Below are 20,031 nucleotides of genomic sequence, written 5' to 3'. Positions count from 1 at the left end.
AACGGGGCCCGGGCCGCGACAACGGCCCGGGCCCCGCTCCCGTTCACCCCGCTACAACTTCTGCACCGGCGCGTACCGCAGCAGCAGCCGCTTCGGCTTGGCGTCCCCGAAGTCGATGGTCGCCTGCGCGTCGGCGCCGGCGCCCCGCACCTCCATCACGGTGCCCAGCCCGAACTGGTCGTGCGTGACCCGGTCTCCGACCGCCAGCGCCACGACCGGCTTCTCCGAAGCCCGCCGCGTCGCGAACCCGGACGGACCCGAGCGCGTCCGTGCCGAGGAGAGGAAGGCCTCCGGCGAGGTGCCGAACGAGGCCTTGCCCGACCCGTAGCCCTGGCCGCGCACCGGGCCGGCCGGCTTCTGCGCGGCGCCCGTGCGCTTCCACTGCAGGTACTGCGCGGGGATCTCCTCCAGGAACCGCGACGGCGGGTTGTACGAGGGGGTGCCCCAGGCACTGCGCATCGCGGAGCGCGTCAGGTACAGCCGCTCGCGGGCGCGCGTGATGCCGACGTACGCCAGCCGGCGCTCCTCCTCCAGCTCCTTGGTCTGGCCCAGCGCCCGCATGTGCGGGAACACGCCGTCCTCCATTCCGGTCAGGAACACCACCGGGAACTCCAGGCCCTTCGCGGTGTGCAGGGTCATCAGCGTGATCACCCCGCTGCCCTCGGTGTCCTCGTCCGGGATCTGGTCGGAGTCGGCGACGAGCGCGACCTGCTCCAGGAACTCGGCCAGCGTGCCGCCGCCCGCCGCGGCGCCCTCCTCCGCTCCGGCGCCCGCGCCGCCCTCGGCACGGGCCTGCTCGAACTCCAGGGCCACCGCGGCGAGCTCCTGGAGGTTCTCGATCCGCGTCTCGTCCTGCGGGTCGGTGGAAGCCTGGAGCTCGGCGAGGTAGCCGGTGCGCTCCAGGACGGCCTCCAGCACGACGGCAGGGCCGGCGCCGGACTCGGCGATCGTGCGGAGCTCCTCCATCAGCACGTTGAAGCGCTTCACCGCGTTCGTCGAGCGCGCGGCCATGCCGTACGCCTCGTCCACGCGCCGCAGCGCCTGCGGGAAGGTGATCTTCTCGCGCATCGCGAGGGCGTCGACCATCGCCTCGGCGCGCTCGCCGATGCCGCGCTTGGGCACGTTCAGGATGCGGCGCAGCGGGACGCTGTCCTCGGGGTTCGCCAGGACGCGCAGGTACGCGAGGATGTCGCGGACCTCCTTGCGCTCGTAGAAGCGGACCCCGCCGACGACCTTGTAGGGCAGGCCGACGCGGATGAAGACCTCTTCGAAGACGCGGGACTGCGCGTTGGTCCGGTAGAAGATCGCGACGTCGCCGGCCTTGGCCTCGCCGGCGTCGGTGAGCCGGTCGATCTCGTCGGCGACGTACTGCGCCTCGTCGTGCTCGGTGTCGGCGACGTAGCCGGTGATGACGGCGCCGGCGCCGGCCTGGGTCCACAGGTTCTTGGCGCGGCGGTTCTCGTTGCGCTCGATGACCGCGTTGGCCGCGGAGAGGATCGTCTGCGTCGAGCGGTAGTTCTGCTCCAGCAGGATCGTCGTCGCGTCCTTGTAGTCCTCCTCGAACTGGAGGATGTTGCGGATCGTCGCGCCGCGGAAGGCGTAGATCGACTGGTCGGCGTCGCCCACGACGCACAGCTCGGCCGGCGGCAGGTCCGGGTAGCCGGTGCCGACGAGCTCGCGCACCAGCGTGTACTGGGCGTGGTTGGTGTCCTGGTACTCGTCGACGAGGACGTGCCGGAAGCGCCGCCGGTAGTGCTCGGCGACGTCGGGGAACGCCTGGAGCAGGTGGACCGTCGTCATGATGATGTCGTCGAAGTCGAGCGCGTTGGCCTCGCGCAGCCGCCCCTGGTACATCGCGTACGCCTGGGCGAGGGTCTTCTCGAAGCCGTCGGCGGCCTGGGCGGCGAAGGCGTCCTCGTCGATGAGCTCGTTCTTGAGGTTCGAGACCTTGGCGTTGAAGGACTTCGGCGGGAACTTCTTCGGGTCGAGGTCCAGGTCGCGGCAGACCAGCGCCATCAGGCGCTTGGAGTCCGCGGCGTCGTAGATCGAGAACGAGGAGGTGAAGCCGAGCCGCTTGGACTCGCGGCGCAGGATGCGCACGCACGCGCTGTGGAAGGTGGAGACCCACATGGCGTTGGCGCGCGGTCCGACGAGGCCCTCGACGCGCTCCTTCATCTCGGCGGCGGCCTTGTTGGTGAAGGTGATCGCCAGGATCTGCCCGGGGTGGACGTTCCGCGCGGCCAGCAGGTGGCCGATGCGGTGGGTGAGCACCCGGGTCTTGCCGGAGCCGGCGCCGGCCACGATCAGCAGCGGGGAGCCGGCGTGGACCACGGCGGCGCGCTGCTGCTCGTTCAGCCCGTGCAGCAGGGCGGCCGGGTCGATGACCGGCCTGGGGGTGCCGTCGCGGTAGTAGGCGTCACCGCTCAGGGGCACGTCGAAGCGGCCCTCGAAGAGGTCGTCCGCGCCGGGCTCGGGGGCGCGGTCGTCCGCGTACTCCTCGGGGGGCGGCGGCTCCTCGTCGGAGGGGGTGAGGTCCGCCAGGAAGCTGTCGTCAAAGAGGCTGCTCATCGCCTTCCGAGTCTAGGGGGCGGCGGGGACACCCGGCCCCGGCCCGGAGGAATCGGCCGTATCTCACACCGGCGCCGCCCCCCTGCCGGGGCTCCGCGCGGGCCCCCGTACGCTCGACCGCATGGACGTACTGATCAATGTCTTCGTCGGCCTGCACATCATCGGTATCGCCTCGCTGCTGGGCGGCTTCCTGACGCAGATGAAGGCGATGGGCGCCGGCACCGCGCGCTTCACGCCCGCGATGCTGCACGGCGCGCTGACGATGCTCGTCACCGGCGTCCTGCTGGTCGGCTTCCGCGAGATGGACGGCGGGTCCGTCAACCACGTCAAGATCGGCGTCAAGCTCGCCGTCCTGTTCGTGATCCTCTGCCTCGTCTACGTCAAGCGCGACGAGGAGCGCGTCGACAAGGCCCTGTTCGGGACCGTCGGCGCCCTGACGGTGGTCAACATCTTTATCGCCGTCCTCTGGCGCTGATCACCGGGACGCCAGAACCGGTCACGTCGGGACACTTTGCGGTCATCCCGCCGTACGGCCGCCGCCCCGCCCCCTAGCGTCCTCCTCCGAGCCGAGCCCGACCGGAGGAAGGACGTGAGGCCCGCGTGGCCAGTCATCGAAAGCCCAGGCAGCGCCCGCTCCGCGGCGGCACCGTCCGGACCGCCGCCACCCTCGCCCTGGCGGGCGCTGCCACCGCCACCGCCCTCGAAGGCACCTCCCACGCCGATCCGCGGCAGACCCCCGCCGGGATCAAGGCGGAGGTCGACCGGCTGTACGAAGAAGCCGAGGCCGCCACCGAGCGGTACAACGGGGCGAAGGAGAAGGCGCAGGAGGCGCAGCGCACCCTGGACGGGCTGCGCGACGAGGCCGCCCGCCGCACCGACCGGCTGAACGAGGCCCGCCGCACGCTCGGCGCGCTCGCCGCGGGCCAGTACCGCAGCGGCGGCCTGTCCCCCGCCGTCCGCCTGGCGATGTCCGACGACCCGCAGGACTTCCTGGACCGGGCCGCCCTGCTGGACCGGGCCGGCGACCGCAGCGCCGCCGAGGTCGCCTCCGTACGCCGGCAGCTCGACGAGGTCGGCGGCCTGCGCAGGACGGCCGCCGGGCACCTCGCCGAGCTGCGCGAACGGGAGGGCGAGCTGGCCCGCCACAAGTCCGCCGTCGAGGCGAAGCTGGAGGCCGCCCGGCGGCTGCTGGCCCGGCTGACCGCCGAGGAGCGCGCCGCGTACGAGGCCCAGGCCGGCGGCGGGGCCGCGCAGGCCGGGGCCGGGCAGGCGGCGGCCGCCCCCGCCCCGCCCTCCGACGGCTCGCGGGCCGCCCGCGCCGTCGCCTTCGCGCACGGCGCCATCGGCAAGCCGTACGTCTGGGGCGCGACCGGGCCGGGCGCGTACGACTGCTCCGGGCTGACGCAGGCGGCCTGGCGCGCGGCCGGGGTGTCCCTGCCCCGCACGACGTACACGCAGATCAACGCCGGACGGCGGGTCGCCCGGGGCGAGCTCGCCCCGGGCGACCTGGTGTTCTTCTACTCCGGCGTCACCCACGTCGGGCTCTACGTCGGCAACGGGCAGATGATCCACGCCCCGCGGCCCGGCTCGACGGTCCGCGTGGCGCCGATCGACTCGATGCCCTGGGCGGGCGCCTCCCGCCCGGCCTGAACCGCCGCCGGCGGGCGGCCGGGAGCCGCTACGGCGCCTTGACCTGGGTGCCGAGCCAGGCGAAGACCTGCGGGAGCTGCCGGACCCAGGCGTCGATGGTGTGGCCGCCGGTCGTCTTCTGCACCTCGATCTTCGTCGGCTGCTGCGCCGCCTGCTGGAGCGCGATCCCGGCCTGGTAGCCGTCGTTCTCGCCGCCCGTGATCAGCAGGGACACCGCGGGCGGCGCCGGCGCCGCCTTCAGCATGGTGTGCAGGTTGTGCTGCTGGCGCAGGACCGGGTCCTCGCGCAGCAGGGAGGCGGGCTCCATGCCGGGGTCGTTGTAGCCGGACATGGAGACGGCCGCCGCGTACCGGTCGGGGTGGGAGATCGCCAGCTTGGCGGCGCAGTAGGCGCCCGCCGAGTACCCGGCGATGCCCCAGGAGCCGGGGTCGTCGGAGGCGCGGAAGTTGTCCGTGACCATCTTGCGGACGTCGACGCTGAGCCAGCTGTCCGCGTTGACCCGGCCCGGGATGTTGGCGCAGCCCGTCTCGGTGTCGCCGAGGAGCATGGTGCGCGCCGAGACGAGGATGAAGGGCTGGACCTGGCCGTTCTTCATGAGCGGCTCCAGCTTCTCCACCACCTTCAGTCCCTTGAACCAGGACTTGCCGGAGCCGGGCATGCCGGGGATCAGCTCGACGACGGGGAACTTGCGGTCCTTGTAGGCCGGGTCGTCGTACTGCGGGGGCAGGTAGACGAGGACGTCGCCCTTGACGCCGGAGATCTTCCCGTCGAGCTCGGTGGCCTGGACCCGGCCGCCGGGGACGTCGTCGACGGGGCGGAACTGCTGCTTGACCTTCGGGGCCTCCTCGACCTTCTTGCCGCCGAGGCCGTCGGGCCCGAGGTCCTCCGCGGCCTGGACGTAGTCGCCCGTGCCGATGAGGTCGCCCCAGGTGGTGTAGAAGTTCTGCTCCCGGTTCACCCCGATGAACACCAGCGCGATGGCGGTGGCCTGCGCGAACACCATCATCAGCACGCGCGTGAGGGCGCGCACGGCCGACGGGCCGCGCACCTTGCTCCACACGGCCAGGGGCAGGAGGACGGCGATCGCCGTCAGGGCGATCGCCGCCACGAACACGGGGGTCCCGGTCAAGCTCGTCACGCCACCCAAGAACGCCGCGACCCGCCCCGGGGTTCCCCATTCACCCTGCGTCGTGTGTCACAGAACGTGTCCGGGGCCGTCTCAGACCAGGCGGCGGGCCGTCGCCCAGCGGGTCAGCTCGTGCCTGTTGGACAGCTGGAGCTTGCGCAGCACCGCGCTGACGTGGGACTCCACCGTCTTCACCGAGATGAACAGCTGCTTGGCGATCTCCTTGTACGCGTAGCCGCGGGCGATCAGCCGCAGCACCTCGCGCTCGCGCTGCGTCAGCCGGTCGAGGTCCTCGTCGACCGGCGGGGCGTCGGTCGAGGCGAACGCGTCGAGGACGAAGCCCGCGAGCCGCGGCGAGAACACCGCGTCGCCCTCCTGCACCCGGAAGACGGAGTCCACGAGGTCGGCGCCGGTGATGGTCTTGGTGACGTACCCGCGCGCGCCGCCGCGGATGACGCCGATGACGTCCTCGGCGGCGTCCGACACGGACAGCGCGAGGAAGCGCACCGGGTTCTCGGCGGCCGCCGTCAGCGGGGCGCAGCGCCGCAGCACCTCGACCCCGCCGCCGCCGGGGAGGTGCACGTCGAGGAGGACCACCTCGGGCCGGGTGGCGGTGATGACGGTGACGGCCTGGTCGACGTCGGCCGCCTCGCCGACGACCTCCACGCCGGTCCGGGCGGTGTCGCCGATCTCCGCCTGCACGCCCGCGCGGAACATCCGGTGGTCGTCGACGAGCACCACCCGGACCCGCCGGCCCGCCGCGCCCGCCGCGCCCGCCTGTGCGTATTGCTCCGTCATGCCGCTTTCGCCGCCCTCTCCATCTCCAACTCGACTTCCGTGCCGCCGTCGGGCGCGGACCGCAGCCGTGCGGTCCCGCCGTTGCGCTGCATCCGGCCGATGATCGATTCTCGTACGCCCATGCGGTCGTCCGGTACCGCGTCGATGTCGAAGCCCGGCCCGCGGTCCCGTACGGACACGAACACGGTCTGCCCCTCCACCTCGGCGTACACCTGCACCGGGCCCCCCTCGCCACCGTACTTGGCGGCGTTGACCATCGCCTCGCGCGCGGCCTGCACCTGCGCGCCCAGCCTCTCGTCGAGGGGGCAGTCGCCGACCACGACCACCTCGATGGGCACGCCGTGGTGGTCCTCCACCTCGGCGGCGGTCTTCTTCACGGCCTCGGCGAGGGTGGCCGGCTCCTCGGCCTCCTCCTTGCCGGTGCCCTCCGGCTTGTAGAGCCAGTTCCGCAGCTCGCGCTCCTGGGCGCGGGCCAGGCGGCGCACCTCGCCCGCGTCGTCGGCGTTGCGCTGGATCAGGGTGAGGGTGTGCAGGACGGAGTCGTGGACGTGGGCGGCGACCTCCGCGCGCTCCTGGGCGCGGATGCGCATCAGGCGCTCCTCGGAGAGGTCCTGGGTCATCCGGATCAGCCAGGGCCCGGCGAGCAGGGCGATCCCGGCGAGGACGGCGAGCGCGGCGGTCAGGACGTTGCCGAGCTGCGCGGCCGAGCCGCGGACGACGATGAAGAGGGTCAGGCCGATGCCGACGAGCGCGATGCCGGCGCAGGCGCGGGCGAGCTGGAGCATCCGCCGATTGCCGCCCGGCCCGGCCGCCCAGTGCTCGCGGCGGGCGTTGTCGGCCTGCCGCCACACGAGGACGACGCCCGCGCCGACGAGCAGTGTCGGCCACACGTAGCGCCCGGAGGCGCCGCCGGACTGCACCTTGGAGAGGAAGATGCCGGCGCCGACGCACAGCGCGACCAGGGCGGTGATCTGCCCCTTGGCCGGTTTGCGCAGCCGCCGGCCGCCGTCGGGCAGGGTCTCGAAGAGCTCGTGGAAGGAGCGGCCCCCGCTGCGGCCGCCCAGGCCGAGCGGGACGAACACCCAGAACGCGGCGTACAGCAGCACCCCGAGCCCGTCGCCCCAGACGAACAGCCCGAAGAACGCGAGCCGCACCCACACGACCGGCAGCCCGAGGTGCCCTGCGAGCCCGCGGGCCACGCCGCCGAGCATGCGGCCGTCGGCGCTGCGGTAGAGGCGGCGCTGCGGCGCCTCGTCGGCGGGGTCGGCGGCGTGCGGGGTGCGCGGTGCGGCGGAGGCGGGCATGCCACCGATGGTCACACGCGCGGGCGGTGCGGGGCATCAGGGCATCCCCCCACCCCTCCCGGGGGGATCTCAGGGTCGCACCAGGGTGGGGCCCCGATGCCCGGCCCCGCGGGGCGCCTCCACCATGGAGCCATGACCGAGCACGACTCCCCGCCGCCGGCCTCTTCCGGCACCGCGGACCCGCAGGCGCCCGGCGCGGCACCGGGGCGGCCCTCCGACCGGCCCGCCGAGCGTCCGCCGATGCGCCGCAGCTGGCGCGACAAGGTCCTCGCCGGCGTGTGCGGCGGCCTCGGCCGCTACTTCGACCTCGACCCCGTCGTCTTCCGGATCGTGCTGGGCGTGCTCACCGTCACCGGCGGCGTCGGCCTCCTCTTCTACGGCGTCGCGTGGCTGGTGCTGCCCGTGGACGGCGAGGAGGACAGCGAGGCGAAGAAGCTGCTGACCGGCCGGGTCGAGGGGACGACGCTGGCCGCGCTGTTCGCGGCGCTCGTCGGCTGCGCGGTGTTCCTGTCGATGCTGGACAACGGCGGGCTCGCCGCGTTCTCGGTGCTGGTGGTGCTGGCGCTGGGCGGGGCCGCGTACTGGTCGCAGCGCCACCGCGGCACGGCAGCCCCGGAGGCCGAGCCGCAGGCCGCGGCCCGCCCCGCCCCGCCGGAGACGCAGGCGCCGCCGGCGCCCGGCACACCCTCGTGGTGGCGGGACCCGCTGGTGAAGGACGGCACGACCGGCCCGGTCGGCAGCACCGGCTACCTGTGGGGGCCGGACGACTCGGCCGTGCCCGCGGAGCCGGGCGGCAAGGGCTCCGGCGGCAGGCCGCGCAGCCCGCGGCCGGGCGGGCCCGGGCGGCCGCGCGGAGGCATCGGCGGCCGGGTGCTCGTACTGGCGATGCTGGCGGGCGCAGCGGCCACGGCGGCGGTGTGGGAGGACAGCACCCTCTCGCACGCCCTGCAGATCGGCCTCGCCTCGGTGCTCGCGGTGTTCGGCCTCGGCCTCGCGGTCAGCTCGTTCCGCGGCCGTACGGGCTTCGGGACGATCCTGATGGCCCTGGCCACGGCCGGGCTGCTCGCGGTGTCGGCGGCGCTGCCCGCGGAGATCGGCACCGACTGGCGGGACGTGCGCTGGCGGCCCGCCGCGGTGGCCGACGTCCAGCCGGTGTACGAGTCCGGCACCGGCATCGCCACCCTCGACCTGAGCCGGCTCGACGTGCCGAAGGGCAGCACGCTGACCGTGCGCGCCGGCATCGACGCCGGACTGCTGAAGGTGATCGTGCCCCGCGAGGTCACCGCCCGCGCGGAGGCCTCCGTACGGCTCGGCGACATCCGGATGCCGGACGACACCCGCTCGTACGTGCGCATCCGGGGCGAGGGCGAGACCCGGCGGGAAACGGTGGGGCCGGCCGCCGGCACGGAGGCCGGGGGAACGGTGGAGCTGCACCTCGAAGCGGGTGTGGGACAGGTGGAGGTGACCCGTGCGGCGTCATGAGTTCCAGCCGGGCCGGTTCCTGGCCGGCCTCGTCCTGACCGCGGCGGGCGCGCTGTACCTGCTCGACGCGGCGGGTGAGATCGACACCCCGTGGTTCCTGGTGGTCCCGATGGCGGCCGGCGGCCTGACACTGGCCGCCCTGGTGGGGCTGGTGGCCTACGCGGTGCGCCGCGACCGCCGCAGCCTGGCCGACCCCTCGGACCGGGCGGACCGGATCAGCGAGTCCACCGACCAGTAGGGCGCCCCGGCGAGCACCAGCGGAGTCCACGCCATCAGGTAGGCGAGGTCGTTCCCGTAGTAGTACGGGGAGACCTGCCAGGACACCGTGAGCCACAGGCTGAGGGAGATCAGCAGGCCGCCGAGGGCCGCGAGGCGGGTCAGGAAGCCGGCGAGGACGCCGACGCCGACCGCGATCTCGCCGACGGCGATGGCCAGGGCGAAGGCGACGGGCGAGCGCAGGGCCAGGTCCACCAGCTCCGGGACGGCGGAGGTGTCGCGCACGCCGCGCATCAGCTCCCCGATGGAGCCGGCGCCGGAGGCGGACAGGAAGGCGGGGTCGGTCAGCTTGTCCAGGCCCGCGTAGACGAAGGTCGCGCCGAGGAAGATCCGCAGCGGCAGCAGCGCGTACCGGGCGGCCCGGTCGCGCAGTCCGGGGGCGGGGGCGCCGCGGTGGGCGGCGGGGGCCCGGCCGGCGGCCCCGTCCGCGTCGTGGTCCCCGTGCTCGGCGGGGTCGTCTGTTCGGGTCACGCACCCATGTCTACCCGCTTCACTCGGCCACGTCGATGGTGCAGCGGTTGGATTCCACTCCGGCGGCCGTGACCACCTGCACCTCGACCCGGCCCGGTTCCACCTCCGCCGGGACCGGCACCGTCAGGGCCGTGTCCGAGGGGTTCGCGAACCCGCCCGCCACCGGGACCAGCGGCACGTGGACGTGGACCGCCCCGATCCGGACGACCAGCCGGGCCAGCATCTCCGGGGTCTGCGCCCCGGGAGGGACGAAGCCCACCCCGCGGATCTCGATGTCGTCGCCGGGCCGGACGGCCGCGTCCAGGTCGCCGGGCTCGCGCCTGCGGACCACGGACAGCACGAGCGGCCGGGTCACCTCCGCGGACTTCGCGGCGAGGTACACCGCGGCCGACAGGGCGACGAGCAGGGCCAGCGCCCACGGCAGCCGCGGCAGCCGGTCCGGGAACCGGGCCAGCGACACGGCCGCGTACGCCAGCACCACCGTCGAGACCAGCACGTACTGGGCGTCGGGGAGGCTGCCCCGGCCGGCGTCGTCCGTGAGCAGGTCCGCGCCGCGCGGCCGGTCCGCGGGCAGCTTCTGCAGCCGCTGGCCGAGGATCCGCACGGCGACGACCCGGCGCACCAGCACCGCCACCGCCGACGTCAGCGCGACGATCGACAGCAGCGGCAGCGCCCGCGCCAGCCCGAGGCCCTCGTACAGCGCCTGCCGCTCAGGACCGGGCCCGGAGGCCGCCAGCCGCAGCGCGGGCAGCAGCCCGGCGAACGCGGTCAGCAGCAGCCAGGCGGCGGGCACGGCCTTCGAGGTGGACAGCCGGTTGTCCTCGCCGACCAGCGGGGCGAGCAGCCCGCCGCGCACCGACTGGGCGCGGGCGGCGAGGGTGAGCAGCCCGGCGAGGAAGGCGGCCGCGAGGAGGGCGGCGGTGCGCGCGGGCGACCAGCCGGTGCCGAGTGCGGTGCCGACCTGGACGACGAGGAGGATCCCGGCGGCGATCCACACGGCGAGGACGGCCCGCCGGGAGAAGACGTGCAGCCAGGAGCTGCCCGCCTCGCGGCCGCGGTCGGCGACCGTGCGGGCGGAGAGGGTGAGCTCGTCGGAGACCCACTGCCGGGACGCGCCGGCGGACCGGGCGACCGCGGCGGGCAGTCCCTGGCCGGCGGCGAACTCGTCCCGTTTCTCCAGGAACGCCGCGACCGCCCGGCGGTGGCCCTCCTGCGCGCCGTGCGGGCAGTCGTCGCAGGTGCATGTGCCGCCGTGGGTGCTTCGGGAGATCTGTTGGACAGCCACGTGCCTGCCGCCTCTCTGAACTTCGGTGCGATGGCAGCGAATTGTGCACCACTGCGGCAGTGCTCCGGATTGCGCGCGATGTCAGAGCAGGTGATTGTCCGTTCATGATGTTGACGTCACCCGCGCGGCGTACGGGTGTCAGGGCGCGGCGGACTGCCGCAGCGGCTGGTAGGCGGCCCAGGCGGCGAGGTCGGTGCCGAACCGCTCGCGCGCGGCGAGGGCGCTGCGGTGCCCGATGGCCGCGGGGCGGCCGGCGGCCCGGGCGATGAGCTGGACGCGGGCGGCCCGCTCGGCGGCGACGGTCCACCAGGCCGCGGCGTCCACGGTGGCGCCGACGGTGAGCACGCCGTGGTTGCGCAGGACGATCGCCTTGTACGGGCCGAGCGCGCGGGCGATGCGGGCGCACTCGGCGGGATCGCCGGCGCCGCGGGTGTACTCGTCGACGAGGGCGTGGTCCTGGTAGAAGGCGCAGGCCTCCTGGGTCAGCGGGGCGATCAGCTGCCCGAGCGCGGCCAGGGCCCTGCCGTACGGGCCGTGCGCGCGGACCACGGCGACCGCGTCGGGGCGGGCCCGGTGGACGGCAGCGTGGAGGGCGAAGGACAGCCCGTTGACGCGGCGCCCGCCCTCCAGGACGCGCCCGTCGCCGTCGACGAGCAGCAGGTCGTCGGGGGTGAGGGCGGCCGCCGCCCGCCCGAAGGGGTTCGCCCAGAGGCAGTCCGCGTACTCGGGGTCGCGGGCGGTGGCCAGGGCGGCCGGGTCCTCCTCGAAGCCGAGCCCGGCGAGCAGCCGCAGCGCCCCGGCGAGCCGCTCCTTGCGGTGGGCGCGCTCCCGGGCGGGGTCGTCGTGGACCGGCGGCAGCTCGAAGCGGAGCCGGTCCACGGGCACGGGTGCGGGCTGGTCCGGCATTGCGGCCTCCCTCGGTCGGCGTCGGCCGGCCGCGGGGCCGGCGCGCGCACGGTACCCGCGGCTCCCTCAAGTGGCCAGGGGCAGTACCGCGGGCGGCGGGCAGCGGGCGGAAACGGCGGAGCCGCCGGCCCCGGTCGGGGGCGGCGGCTCCGTCTCACGCACGGCGCGGGGCCGGCGGGATCACTCCCACTCGATGGTGCCCGGCGGCTTGCTGGTGCAGTCCAGGACGACGCGGTTGACGTCCTTGACCTCGTTGGTGATGCGGGTGGAGATCCGGGCGAGCACCTCGTACGGCATGCGCGTCCAGTCCGCGGTCATGGCGTCCTCGGAGGAGACGGGGCGCAGCACGATGGGGTGGCCGTAGGTGCGGCCGTCGCCCTGGACGCCGACGCTGCGGACGTCCGCCAGGAGCACGACGGGGCACTGCCAGATCTCGCGGTCGAGGCCGGCGGCGGTGAGCTCCTCGCGGGCGATGGCGTCGGCCTCGCGCAGCAGGTCCAGGCGCTCCTTGGTGACCTCGCCGACGATGCGGATGCCGAGGCCGGGGCCGGGGAAGGGCTGGCGGTGGACGATCTCGTCGGGCAGGCCCAGCTCCTGGCCTACCATCCGGACCTCGTCCTTGAACAGCTGGCGCAGCGGCTCGACGAGCTGGAACTCGATGTCGTCGGGGAGGCCGCCGACGTTGTGGTGGGACTTGATGTTGGCGGTGCCGGTGCCGCCGCCGGACTCCACGACGTCCGGGTAGAGGGTGCCCTGGACGAGGAAGGCCACCTCGGGGCCGCCCTCGGCCTCGGCGATGATCTCGGCCTGCGCCTGCTCGAAGACCCGGATGAACTCGCGGCCGATGATCTTCCGCTTGGTCTCGGGGTCGGAGACGCCGGCGAGGGCCGCCAGGAAGCGCTCCTGCGCGTCGACGACCTTCAGCTGGACGCCGGTCGCGTTGACGAAGTCCTTCTCGACCTGCTCGGTCTCGCCCTTGCGCATCAGGCCGTGGTCGACGTACACGCAGGTCAGCTGGGAGCCGATGGCCTTCTGGACGAGGGCCGCGGCGACCGCGGAGTCCACGCCGCCGGAGAGGCCGCAGATGGCGCGCTTGTCGCCGACCTGAGCCCTGATGGCCGCGACCTGCTCCTCGACGATGTTGCCGGTGGTCCAGGTGGGCTTGAGGCCGGCGCCGCGGTACAGGAAGTGCTCCAGCACCTGCTGGCCGTGCGTGGAGTGCATCACCTCGGGGTGGTACTGCACGCCGTACAGCTTCTTCTCGTCGTTCTCGAACGCGGCGACGGGCACGACGTCGGTCGAGGCGGTGACGGAGAAGCCCTCCGGGGCGGCGGAGCAGGCGTCGCCGTGGGACATCCACACGGACTGCTGCTCGGGGGTGCCCTCGAAGAGGGTCGAGCCGGTCTTGCTGACGGCCAGCGGGGTGCGGCCGTACTCGCGGGCGCCGGTGTTGTCGACGGTGCCGCCGAGGGTGGTCGCCATCAGCTGGAAGCCGTAGCACATGCCGAAGACGGGGACGCCGGCCTCGAAGAGCGAGCGGTCCAGCTGCGGGGCGCCCTCTTCGTACACCGAGGACGGACCGCCGGACAGGATGATCGCCTTGGGGTCCTTGGCCAGCATCTCGGCCACGGGCATCGTGCTCGGGACGATCTCGCTGTAGACCCGTGCCTCGCGGACGCGGCGGGCGATGAGCTGGGCGTACTGGGCGCCGAAGTCGACGACGAGAACCGTGTCCGGGGCGCTGTCGTGGGCGGCGGAGGGTGCTTCTGGCACGGGGGCGGCCTTCCGGCGGAAGAGGGGGCTGTTTTGTCAATTCTAACGGGGGACGCGCGGACCGTTTTCGTCTCACCATCCGAACCGGTTTGGATCCGGGCGCCCGGCGCGGCAATAATCCGGTTCGTGCGCAGGCAGCTGAGCTTCCTCTTTACCTATGGCACCGGACGGTCCGGCAGCCATGGGTCCTCGTGATGCTCGCGCAGAGCACCTGACTTCCCGCAGCGCCCCGGTCCGACAGGACCCGGGCGCTGCGGCGTTTCCACGGTCCTGCGGGCCCCTACCGACAGGAGACCCCCGCCATGACCGCCACCGCCACCACCCCCGTGTCCTCCGCCGCCTCCGCCGCGGACGCGGACCCCGCGCAGCTGATCGCGGCGTCCCGCGACCGCATCGACGCCATCGACGACCGGATCATCGGCCTGATCCAGGAGCGGATGGCCGTCTCGACCGTCATCCAGGACGCCCGGATCGCCTCCGGCGGCCGCCGCGTGCACCTGTCGCGGGAGATGGAGGTGCTCTCCCACTGGAGCGGCGCCCTCGGCAAGCCCGGCACCGCCCTCGCCATGACGCTGCTGGAGCTGTGCCGCGGTCGCGTCTGAGGCGGCCCCTCCAGCCGCCTGTTCGTCACCCGTCCGGCGCGTGACCCGTCCCGCGGCCCTTCGTTGGTGTGGGTGGCCGCGTCAGCCAGGCGCGGGTCCAGCACCACGCGTGGCTCCGCCGGAGCGATGAGGCGTACGGCCCGTGGGACGTGCGTCGTGGGACCTCGCTCCTTCGCGTGACCGGACGGCAGGGGACAGCAGGCCGGTCACACCGACGACGGCCGGCCCGGGGGACGCCCCGGGCCGGCCGTTCGCGCGTCCGCGCCTTCCCCCGCAGCCCTCCCCCGGCCGCCCGCGCGCCCCTCCCGGCCCGGCTTCACCGTGTGACCGAGCACACACGCATACGGATGCCCCGCGGGTACAACCTTCGGGGGCGAGCGCCTGTCACCTATGTACCGCGGCGGGTACCGCGCTCGGAGGGGGAGCGCGGTACCCGCCGCGTATCAGTCGGCCCGCGGATCGGCAGCCGCCCCCGCCTGCCGCGGCGGGACCGCGGGAAGCGGGAGGAAAGGCAGCCGCAGCGCGCCGAAGGCCTCCTTGGGCACGGCCGGGCGGACCGGCTCCACCGGCGCGAGCCGCACGTACGCCGCGCCCTGCTCCGGGCGGGCGTCCGGCTCGCCCTTGTTCGGCCAGTACGCCATCGCCCGCTCCGCCTGCGCCGTGATCGTCAGGGACGGGTTCACGCCGAGGTTCGCGGAGACCGCCGCGCCGTCCACGACGAGGATGCCCGGGTGCCCGTACAGCCGGTGGTACGGGTCGACGACTCCCTCCTCGGGGGAGGCGCCGATCGGGCAGCCGCCGAGGAAGTGCGCCGTCAGCGGCGTCCCCATGAGCTCGCCGACGTTGCTGCCGGCGAAGCCGCCTATCTCCTCGGCGAGCAGCGACGCGGCCCGGGTCGCCGCCTCGATCTGCACCGGGTTGGGGGCGCCGTGCCCCTGGCGGGCCGTGAGCAGGCCCTTCCCCGGGCCGCGGGGCTTGCGGTACGTCGTCAGCGAGTTGTCCACGGACTGCATGACCAGGCCGATGATGGTCCGCTCCGACCAGCGCCGGTTCGAGAGCGAGCGCAGCAGCTGCACCGGGTGCTTCGCGGTCCGGGCGAGCCAGCCGCGCACGCGGTGCGGGCCGTAGGGCACCTGGAGCACGGTCAGGAGGCCCATCGCGTTCGAGCCGCGGCCGTAGCGGACGGGCTCGATGTGGGTGTCCCCGTCCGGGTGGACGGAGGAGGTGATGGCCACGCCGCGGGTGAAGTCGGCGCGCCGGCCGGGGCCGTGCCGCCTGCGGTAGCGGCGGTCGTCGGTCTGCGCGCCGACGAGCCCTTCGGAGTTGGTGCGGGTCAGTTCGCCGAGGCGGTCGGAGATCCGCGGGAGCAGCCCGGTGTCCTTCATCCGGTGCAGCAGGGTCTGGGTGCCGTACGTGCCCGCGGCGACGACCACGTACCGGGCGCGCAGCTCCCGGGAGGCGCCGCGGCGGCGGGCGTCGGTGGGGACGGTGCGGACGCGGTGGCCGCCGTCCGGGTGCTCGGCGACGGCCGTGACGGTCGTCATGGGGTGGATGACGGCGCCGGCGCGCTCGGCGAGGTGCAGGTAGTTCTCGGTCAGGGTGTTCTTCGCGCCGTGCCGGCAGCCGGTCATGCACTCGCCGCACTCCGTGCAGGCCCGGCGGGCCGGGCCGGCCCCGCCGAAGTACGGGTCGGGGACCTCCTGGCCGGGCCGGGCCTCGGCGCCGCCGCCGGCATCGGCGCCGTCGCCGAAGAAGACGCCGACCGGCGCCATGTGGAAGGTGTCGCCGACGCCCATCTTCTCGGCGACCGCCTTCAGGTGGACGTCGGAGGCGGTCGTCGTCGGGTTGAGCCGCACCCCGAGCATCCGCTTGGCCTGCTCGTAGTACGGGGCCAGCTCCTCGCGCCAGTCCGTGATGTGCGCCCACTGCCGGTCCTCGAAGAAGGCGGTGGGCGGCACGTACAGGGTGTTGGCGTAGTTGAGCGAGCCGCCGCCGACCCCCGCCCCCGCCAGCACCATCACGTTCCCGAGGAGGTGGATCCGCTGGATCCCGTACAGGCCGAGCGCCGGCGCCCACAGGTAGCCGCGCAGGTCCCAGCTGTTGCGCGGGAGGGTCTCGCGGGTGAATCGGCGCCCCGCCTCCAGGACGCCGACCCGGTAGCCCTTCTCGGCCAGGCGCAGCGCCGAGACGGAGCCTCCGAAGCCGGATCCGATGACGATGACGTCGTAGTCGTACGGCTCTGACACTGGGGCGCCTCCTTGGCGGCCTCGGGACGGGGGCGGGGCGGGGACGGGCCCTAGCGGAGGCGGAAGGCCTTCATCACCCGGAGGCTGCGCGTCATGAACGCCGCGTACGCCTCGTCGTCCATGCCGAGCGAGGGTGCCATCGGCAGCAGCCGCTGGTGGGCGACCGTCTGCGCCTCGGTGTACTTGAGGATGCCCTCGGAGCCGTGCCGGCGGCCGAGGCCGGAGTCCTTCATGCCGCCCATGGGGGCGCGGACGCTGCCGTAGGCCGGGGCGTAGCCCTCGTTGATGTTGACGGTGCCGGTGCGCAGGCGGGCGGCGACGGCGCGGCCGCGGCGGGCGTCCTTCGTCCAGACGCTGGAGTTGAGGCCGTACGGGGTGGCGTTGGCCTGGGCGACGGCCTCGTCCTCGTCGGTGAAGCGGTAGACGGAGACGACCGGGCCGAAGGTCTCCTCGCTGCACACGGCCATCGGCGCCTCGACGCCGTCGAGGATGGTCGGCTCGTAGAACAGCGGGCCGATGTCGGGGCGGGCGGTGCCGCCCGCGACGAGGGTGGCGCCCTTGGCGACGGCCTCGTCGACGTGCCGGCGGACGGTCTCCAGCTGGCGCTCGCCGACCAGCGAGCCCATGTCCGCGCCGTAGGCGAGGGAGCTGCCCAGGCGCAGCGCCTTGGTGCGGGCGGCGAACCGGGCGAGGAACTCGTCGGCTATGGAGGCGTGGACGTAGAGCCGCTCGATGGAGATGCACAGCTGGCCGGCGGAGGAGAAGCAGGCGCGGACGGCGCCGGCGGCGGCCTTCTCGACGTCGGCGTCGTGGAGGACGAGCATGGCGTTCTTGCCGCCGAGTTCGAGGGAGACACCGACGAGGCGGGCGGCGGCTCCCTGCGCGACCTCGCGGCCGGTGCGGGTGGAGCCCGTGAAGGAGACGTAGTCGGCGTGCCGGACCAGCTCGGGGCCGACGACGGGGCCCTCGCCGAGGACGACCTGGAAGACCTCGGGGGGCAGCCCGGCCTCGATGAGCACGTCGCGCGCCCACAGGGCGGTCAGCGCGGTCTCGGTGTCGGGCTTCATGACGACGGCGTTGCCGGAGGCGAAGGCGGGCAGGGCGTCGCCGACGGAGAGTTCGAGGGGGTAGTTCCAGGGGGCGATCTGGCCGACGACCCCCCGCGGCTGGCGCAGTTCGGTGACCTTGGTGAGGGTCGGCATGGCGCCGGTGTGGCTGCGGGGCCGCAGGTAGGCCGGCGCCTTGAGGCCGTAGTGGCGGGCGGCGACGGCGACGGCCTGGACCTCCTCGTGGGCGTGGAGGCGGGCCTTGCCGGTCTCCAGCTGGATCAGGTCGAGGACCTCGGCCTGGCGGGCGAGGACCAGGTCGTGGAAGCGGAGCAGGACGGCGGCGCGGCGGCGCACGGGGACGGCTGCCCAGGCGGCCTGCGCGGTACGGGCCCGCGCGAAGGCCTCGGCGACCTCGGCCGGGGTGGCCTCGGGCAGGTCGGCGAGCTTGGCCCCGGTGAACGGCGTGTGGTTCGCGGTCCGCCCGGAGCCGATCACTCCGCGGGTGAGGCGGGCGACCAGGTCGGGGGTCACCACGTCCGCGGCGGTGCGCGCGCCGGCGGGGGCCGGGGCGACCGGGTTGGTGGGCTGCGGGGCGGGGCGGAGGGGGGCCGGGGCCAGCGAGTCCGTCATGGCGGTGAGCGTATTGCGCCCGGCCCCCTTTGGGTACCCGTCGGTAACCGGATTTTGCCAAATCCGCCAGCGATCACTGGCAGGATGCCGCCGACCGGGGCGGCAGGGCGGCCGGGGCGCGGCCGGCGGGCGGGGACGGGGCTCAGTCGGCGGGCGGGGCCCAGCCGCGGAGCACGGTGTCGAACTGCGCCCGGGTCGTCTCCCAGGTGGACGTCGGACCCGACATGTACACCGCGTACTCAGTGCCGTCCGGGGCGATGTACATCTGCTCGATGGCGCGCCGCGGACCCGCTTGGACGCCCTTCTCGGTCCAGGTGAACTCCCACAGCGCCGCCCGGGTGCTGTCGCGGAAGGTGTTCTGGTTCAGCCGCTGCCGCTTGTAGTCGGTGCGCCGGCTGACCTGCTTCTCCAGGTCGAGCACGTGCGCGTACGGGGTGTCGTAGTCGGGCGTGGGGTCGACGGCGACGCGGATGAAGTGCCTGCCGTTGTCCGGGGTGTAGTCGATCTGGTTGCCGTCCATCTGCCGCTTCCAGCCGTCCGGCACCCACAGGGTGAAGCCCTCCGGATCGGTGACCTTCTTCCATCCGGCGGGCGGGGAGGAGGCCTTGCCGTCCTCGCCCCCCGCGCCGTCCTGCCGGTCGGGGGCGCTCGCGTTGCGGTCGGCGCCGTCGCCGCCGCCCGCGTCACCGGTGTACTTCAGCAGCCCGAACACCGCGCCGCCGCCGACCAGCGCCGCCACCAGCGCCACCGCCGCGGCCCGCTTGACCCGGCCGGATCCCGAGCGCGGCCGCGCCGCCGGCTCCGCCGGGCCGGCCGGCAGGGCGGCCGTCCCGCCCGTGCCGGGCGGCGCCGCGGGGACCTCCGGTTCGGCGTCCCGCGCCCCGGACAGCTCCTGCCGGCTCATCGCGCGCGTCGGCACGTACGCCTGCGCCGCCTTCGGCTCGCGGCCCTCCATCACCTCCAGCAGCATCCGCTCCGTCTCCTGCGCGGAGGGCCGCTCCTCGGGGTCCTTGCGCAGCAGTGCGGTGATGACGGGCCCCAGCGGCCCCGACTGGCGCAGCGCGGGCGGCTCGTCGTTGACGACGGCCTGCAGGCTGGAGATCGGCGAGGTGCGGCGGAACGGCGAGCGGGCCTCGACCGCCGTGTAGAGGGTCGCGCCGAGCGACCACAGGTCGGACGCCGGGTCCGGGCGGCCGCCGGTGACGCGCTCCGGGGCCAGGTAGTCGATGGAGCCGACGATCTCGCCGGTGCGGGTGATCGAGGAGTCGCCCTCGATCGCGGCGATCCCGAAGTCCGTGAGCAGCACCCGCCCATCCTTGGCGAGCAGCACGTTGCCGGGCTTGACGTCCCGGTGCAGCACGCCGACCGCGTGCGCGGCGCGCAGCGCGCCGAGGACGTGCAGCCCGATCCGGGCGGCCTCCCGGGGCTCGATCCGGCCGGCCGCCTTCGCCGCCTCGGCGAGGGACGGCCCGTCGACGTACTCCATGACGATCCACGGCCGGTCGTCGTGCTCCAGGACGTCGTGGACGGTGACGACGGCCGGGTGCTGGATGCGGGCGGCCGCGCGGGCCTCCTTCTGCGTCCGCGCGTGCAGGACGTCCCGGTCGGCCTGGGCGACGTACAGCCCGGCCGTCAGCTCCTTGACGGCGACGGTCCTGCTCAGGAGCTCGTCGTGGGCGCGCCACACCTTGCCCATGCCGCCGCTGCCGATGGGCTCCACGAGCCGGTACCGGCCGGCGAGCACTGCGCCCGCACCTGTCTGCTGTTCCACGATCCCCGCCACTCTGTGCACTTCGGGCCAGATTACGAAGCGCACGGGGCCGCCGGTACACGGAGGGAGCCGTTCCGGCAGCACTGTGACGCAA

General features: G+C 74.3%; 16 protein-coding genes. 5 read left to right on the top strand and 11 right to left on the bottom strand.

What is annotated here, in order from left to right; translation table 11 throughout:
• Positions 1-51: 51 nt before the first annotated feature.
• Entirely contained in the window at positions 52-2,568 is a 2,517-nt protein-coding gene (pcrA, locus tag IE170_RS05100) for a DNA helicase PcrA (protein WP_189808066.1), read from the bottom strand.
• 121 nt (positions 2,569-2,689) lie between these two features.
• Between pcrA and IE170_RS05095 the strand changes: the two genes are divergently transcribed.
• Positions 2,690-3,043 (top strand): hypothetical protein, encoded by a 354-nt coding sequence (locus IE170_RS05095; protein WP_189808065.1) that lies wholly within the window; start codon positions 2,690-2,692, stop codon positions 3,041-3,043.
• Positions 3,044-3,168: 125 nt separating this feature from the next.
• Positions 3,169-4,218 carry a C40 family peptidase gene (locus IE170_RS05090; RefSeq protein ID WP_189808064.1) on the top strand — a complete coding sequence of 350 codons (1,050 nt, stop codon included), beginning with the start codon at positions 3,169-3,171 and terminating at the stop codon, positions 4,216-4,218.
• A gap of 28 nt (positions 4,219-4,246) precedes the next feature.
• Here the strand turns inward: IE170_RS05090 and IE170_RS05085 are convergent, their stop codons facing one another.
• The 3 genes from IE170_RS05085 to IE170_RS05075 form a co-directional block, all read right to left on the bottom strand.
• Positions 4,247-5,356, bottom strand: a complete 1,110-nt coding sequence (locus IE170_RS05085; protein ID WP_308428362.1) for an alpha/beta hydrolase — start codon at positions 5,354-5,356, stop codon at positions 4,247-4,249.
• A gap of 81 nt (positions 5,357-5,437) precedes the next feature.
• Positions 5,438-6,142, bottom strand: a complete 705-nt coding sequence (locus IE170_RS05080) for a LuxR C-terminal-related transcriptional regulator (protein ID WP_189808062.1) — start codon at positions 6,140-6,142, stop codon at positions 5,438-5,440.
• Complete coding sequence (locus IE170_RS05075; protein WP_189808061.1) at positions 6,139-7,446, bottom strand: ATP-binding protein; 1,308 nt, start codon at positions 7,444-7,446, stop codon at positions 6,139-6,141. Before IE170_RS05075 ends, IE170_RS05080 begins: the two co-directional genes overlap by 4 nt.
• 132 nt (positions 7,447-7,578) lie before the next feature.
• Between IE170_RS05075 and IE170_RS05070 the strand changes: the two genes are divergently transcribed.
• Positions 7,579-8,928, top strand: a complete 1,350-nt coding sequence (locus IE170_RS05070; RefSeq protein WP_223856159.1) for a PspC domain-containing protein — start codon at positions 7,579-7,581, stop codon at positions 8,926-8,928.
• Positions 8,915-9,166, top strand: a complete 252-nt coding sequence (locus IE170_RS05065) for a cytochrome c oxidase subunit II (protein ID WP_189808059.1) — start codon at positions 8,915-8,917, stop codon at positions 9,164-9,166. The genes IE170_RS05070 and IE170_RS05065 overlap by 14 nt, the downstream gene beginning before the upstream one ends.
• Here IE170_RS05065 and IE170_RS05060 read toward each other — a convergent pair.
• The 4 genes from IE170_RS05060 to guaA form a co-directional block, all read right to left on the bottom strand.
• Complete coding sequence (locus tag IE170_RS05060; protein WP_189808224.1) at positions 9,085-9,576, bottom strand: DoxX family protein; 492 nt, start codon at positions 9,574-9,576, stop codon at positions 9,085-9,087. The genes IE170_RS05065 and IE170_RS05060 overlap by 82 nt on opposite strands.
• 118 nt (positions 9,577-9,694) lie before the next feature.
• On the bottom strand, positions 9,695-10,960 hold the full coding sequence (locus IE170_RS05055; protein WP_189808058.1) for a hypothetical protein: 1,266 nt from the start codon (positions 10,958-10,960) through the stop codon (positions 9,695-9,697).
• A 138-nt stretch (positions 10,961-11,098) separates the two neighbouring features.
• Positions 11,099-11,866 (bottom strand): class II aldolase/adducin family protein, encoded by a 768-nt coding sequence (locus IE170_RS05050; RefSeq protein ID WP_189808057.1) that lies wholly within the window; start codon positions 11,864-11,866, stop codon positions 11,099-11,101.
• A 180-nt stretch (positions 11,867-12,046) separates the two neighbouring features.
• Positions 12,047-13,639 (bottom strand): glutamine-hydrolyzing GMP synthase, encoded by a 1,593-nt coding sequence (gene guaA, locus IE170_RS05045; protein ID WP_189808056.1) that lies wholly within the window; start codon positions 13,637-13,639, stop codon positions 12,047-12,049.
• A 302-nt stretch (positions 13,640-13,941) separates the two neighbouring features.
• Between guaA and IE170_RS05040 the strand changes: the two genes are divergently transcribed.
• Positions 13,942-14,241, top strand: coding sequence for a chorismate mutase (locus IE170_RS05040; protein ID WP_189808055.1), 300 nt, complete (start codon positions 13,942-13,944; stop codon positions 14,239-14,241).
• A 443-nt stretch (positions 14,242-14,684) separates the two neighbouring features.
• Here the strand turns inward: IE170_RS05040 and IE170_RS05035 are convergent, their stop codons facing one another.
• The 3 genes from IE170_RS05035 to IE170_RS05025 form a co-directional block, all read right to left on the bottom strand.
• Positions 14,685-16,487, bottom strand: coding sequence for a GMC oxidoreductase (locus tag IE170_RS05035; protein WP_189808054.1), 1,803 nt, complete (start codon positions 16,485-16,487; stop codon positions 14,685-14,687).
• 50 nt (positions 16,488-16,537) lie between these two features.
• Positions 16,538-18,166 (bottom strand): succinic semialdehyde dehydrogenase, encoded by a 1,629-nt coding sequence (locus IE170_RS05030; RefSeq protein WP_189808053.1) that lies wholly within the window; start codon positions 18,164-18,166, stop codon positions 16,538-16,540.
• Between the two features lie 142 nt (positions 18,167-18,308).
• The gene (locus IE170_RS05025; protein ID WP_189808052.1) at positions 18,309-19,937 is read right to left on the bottom strand and encodes a serine/threonine-protein kinase; all 1,629 of its coding nucleotides are present in this window, start codon (positions 19,935-19,937) and stop codon (positions 18,309-18,311) included.
• Positions 19,938-20,031: the final 94 nt, after the last annotated feature.

The sequence above is a fragment of the Streptomyces toxytricini genome (assembly GCF_014649915.1).
In the GTDB taxonomy this organism is placed as follows: Bacteria; Actinomycetota; Actinomycetes; order Streptomycetales; family Streptomycetaceae; genus Streptomyces; species Streptomyces toxytricini.
This window is presented reverse-complemented; position numbering and strand designations above follow the sequence as displayed.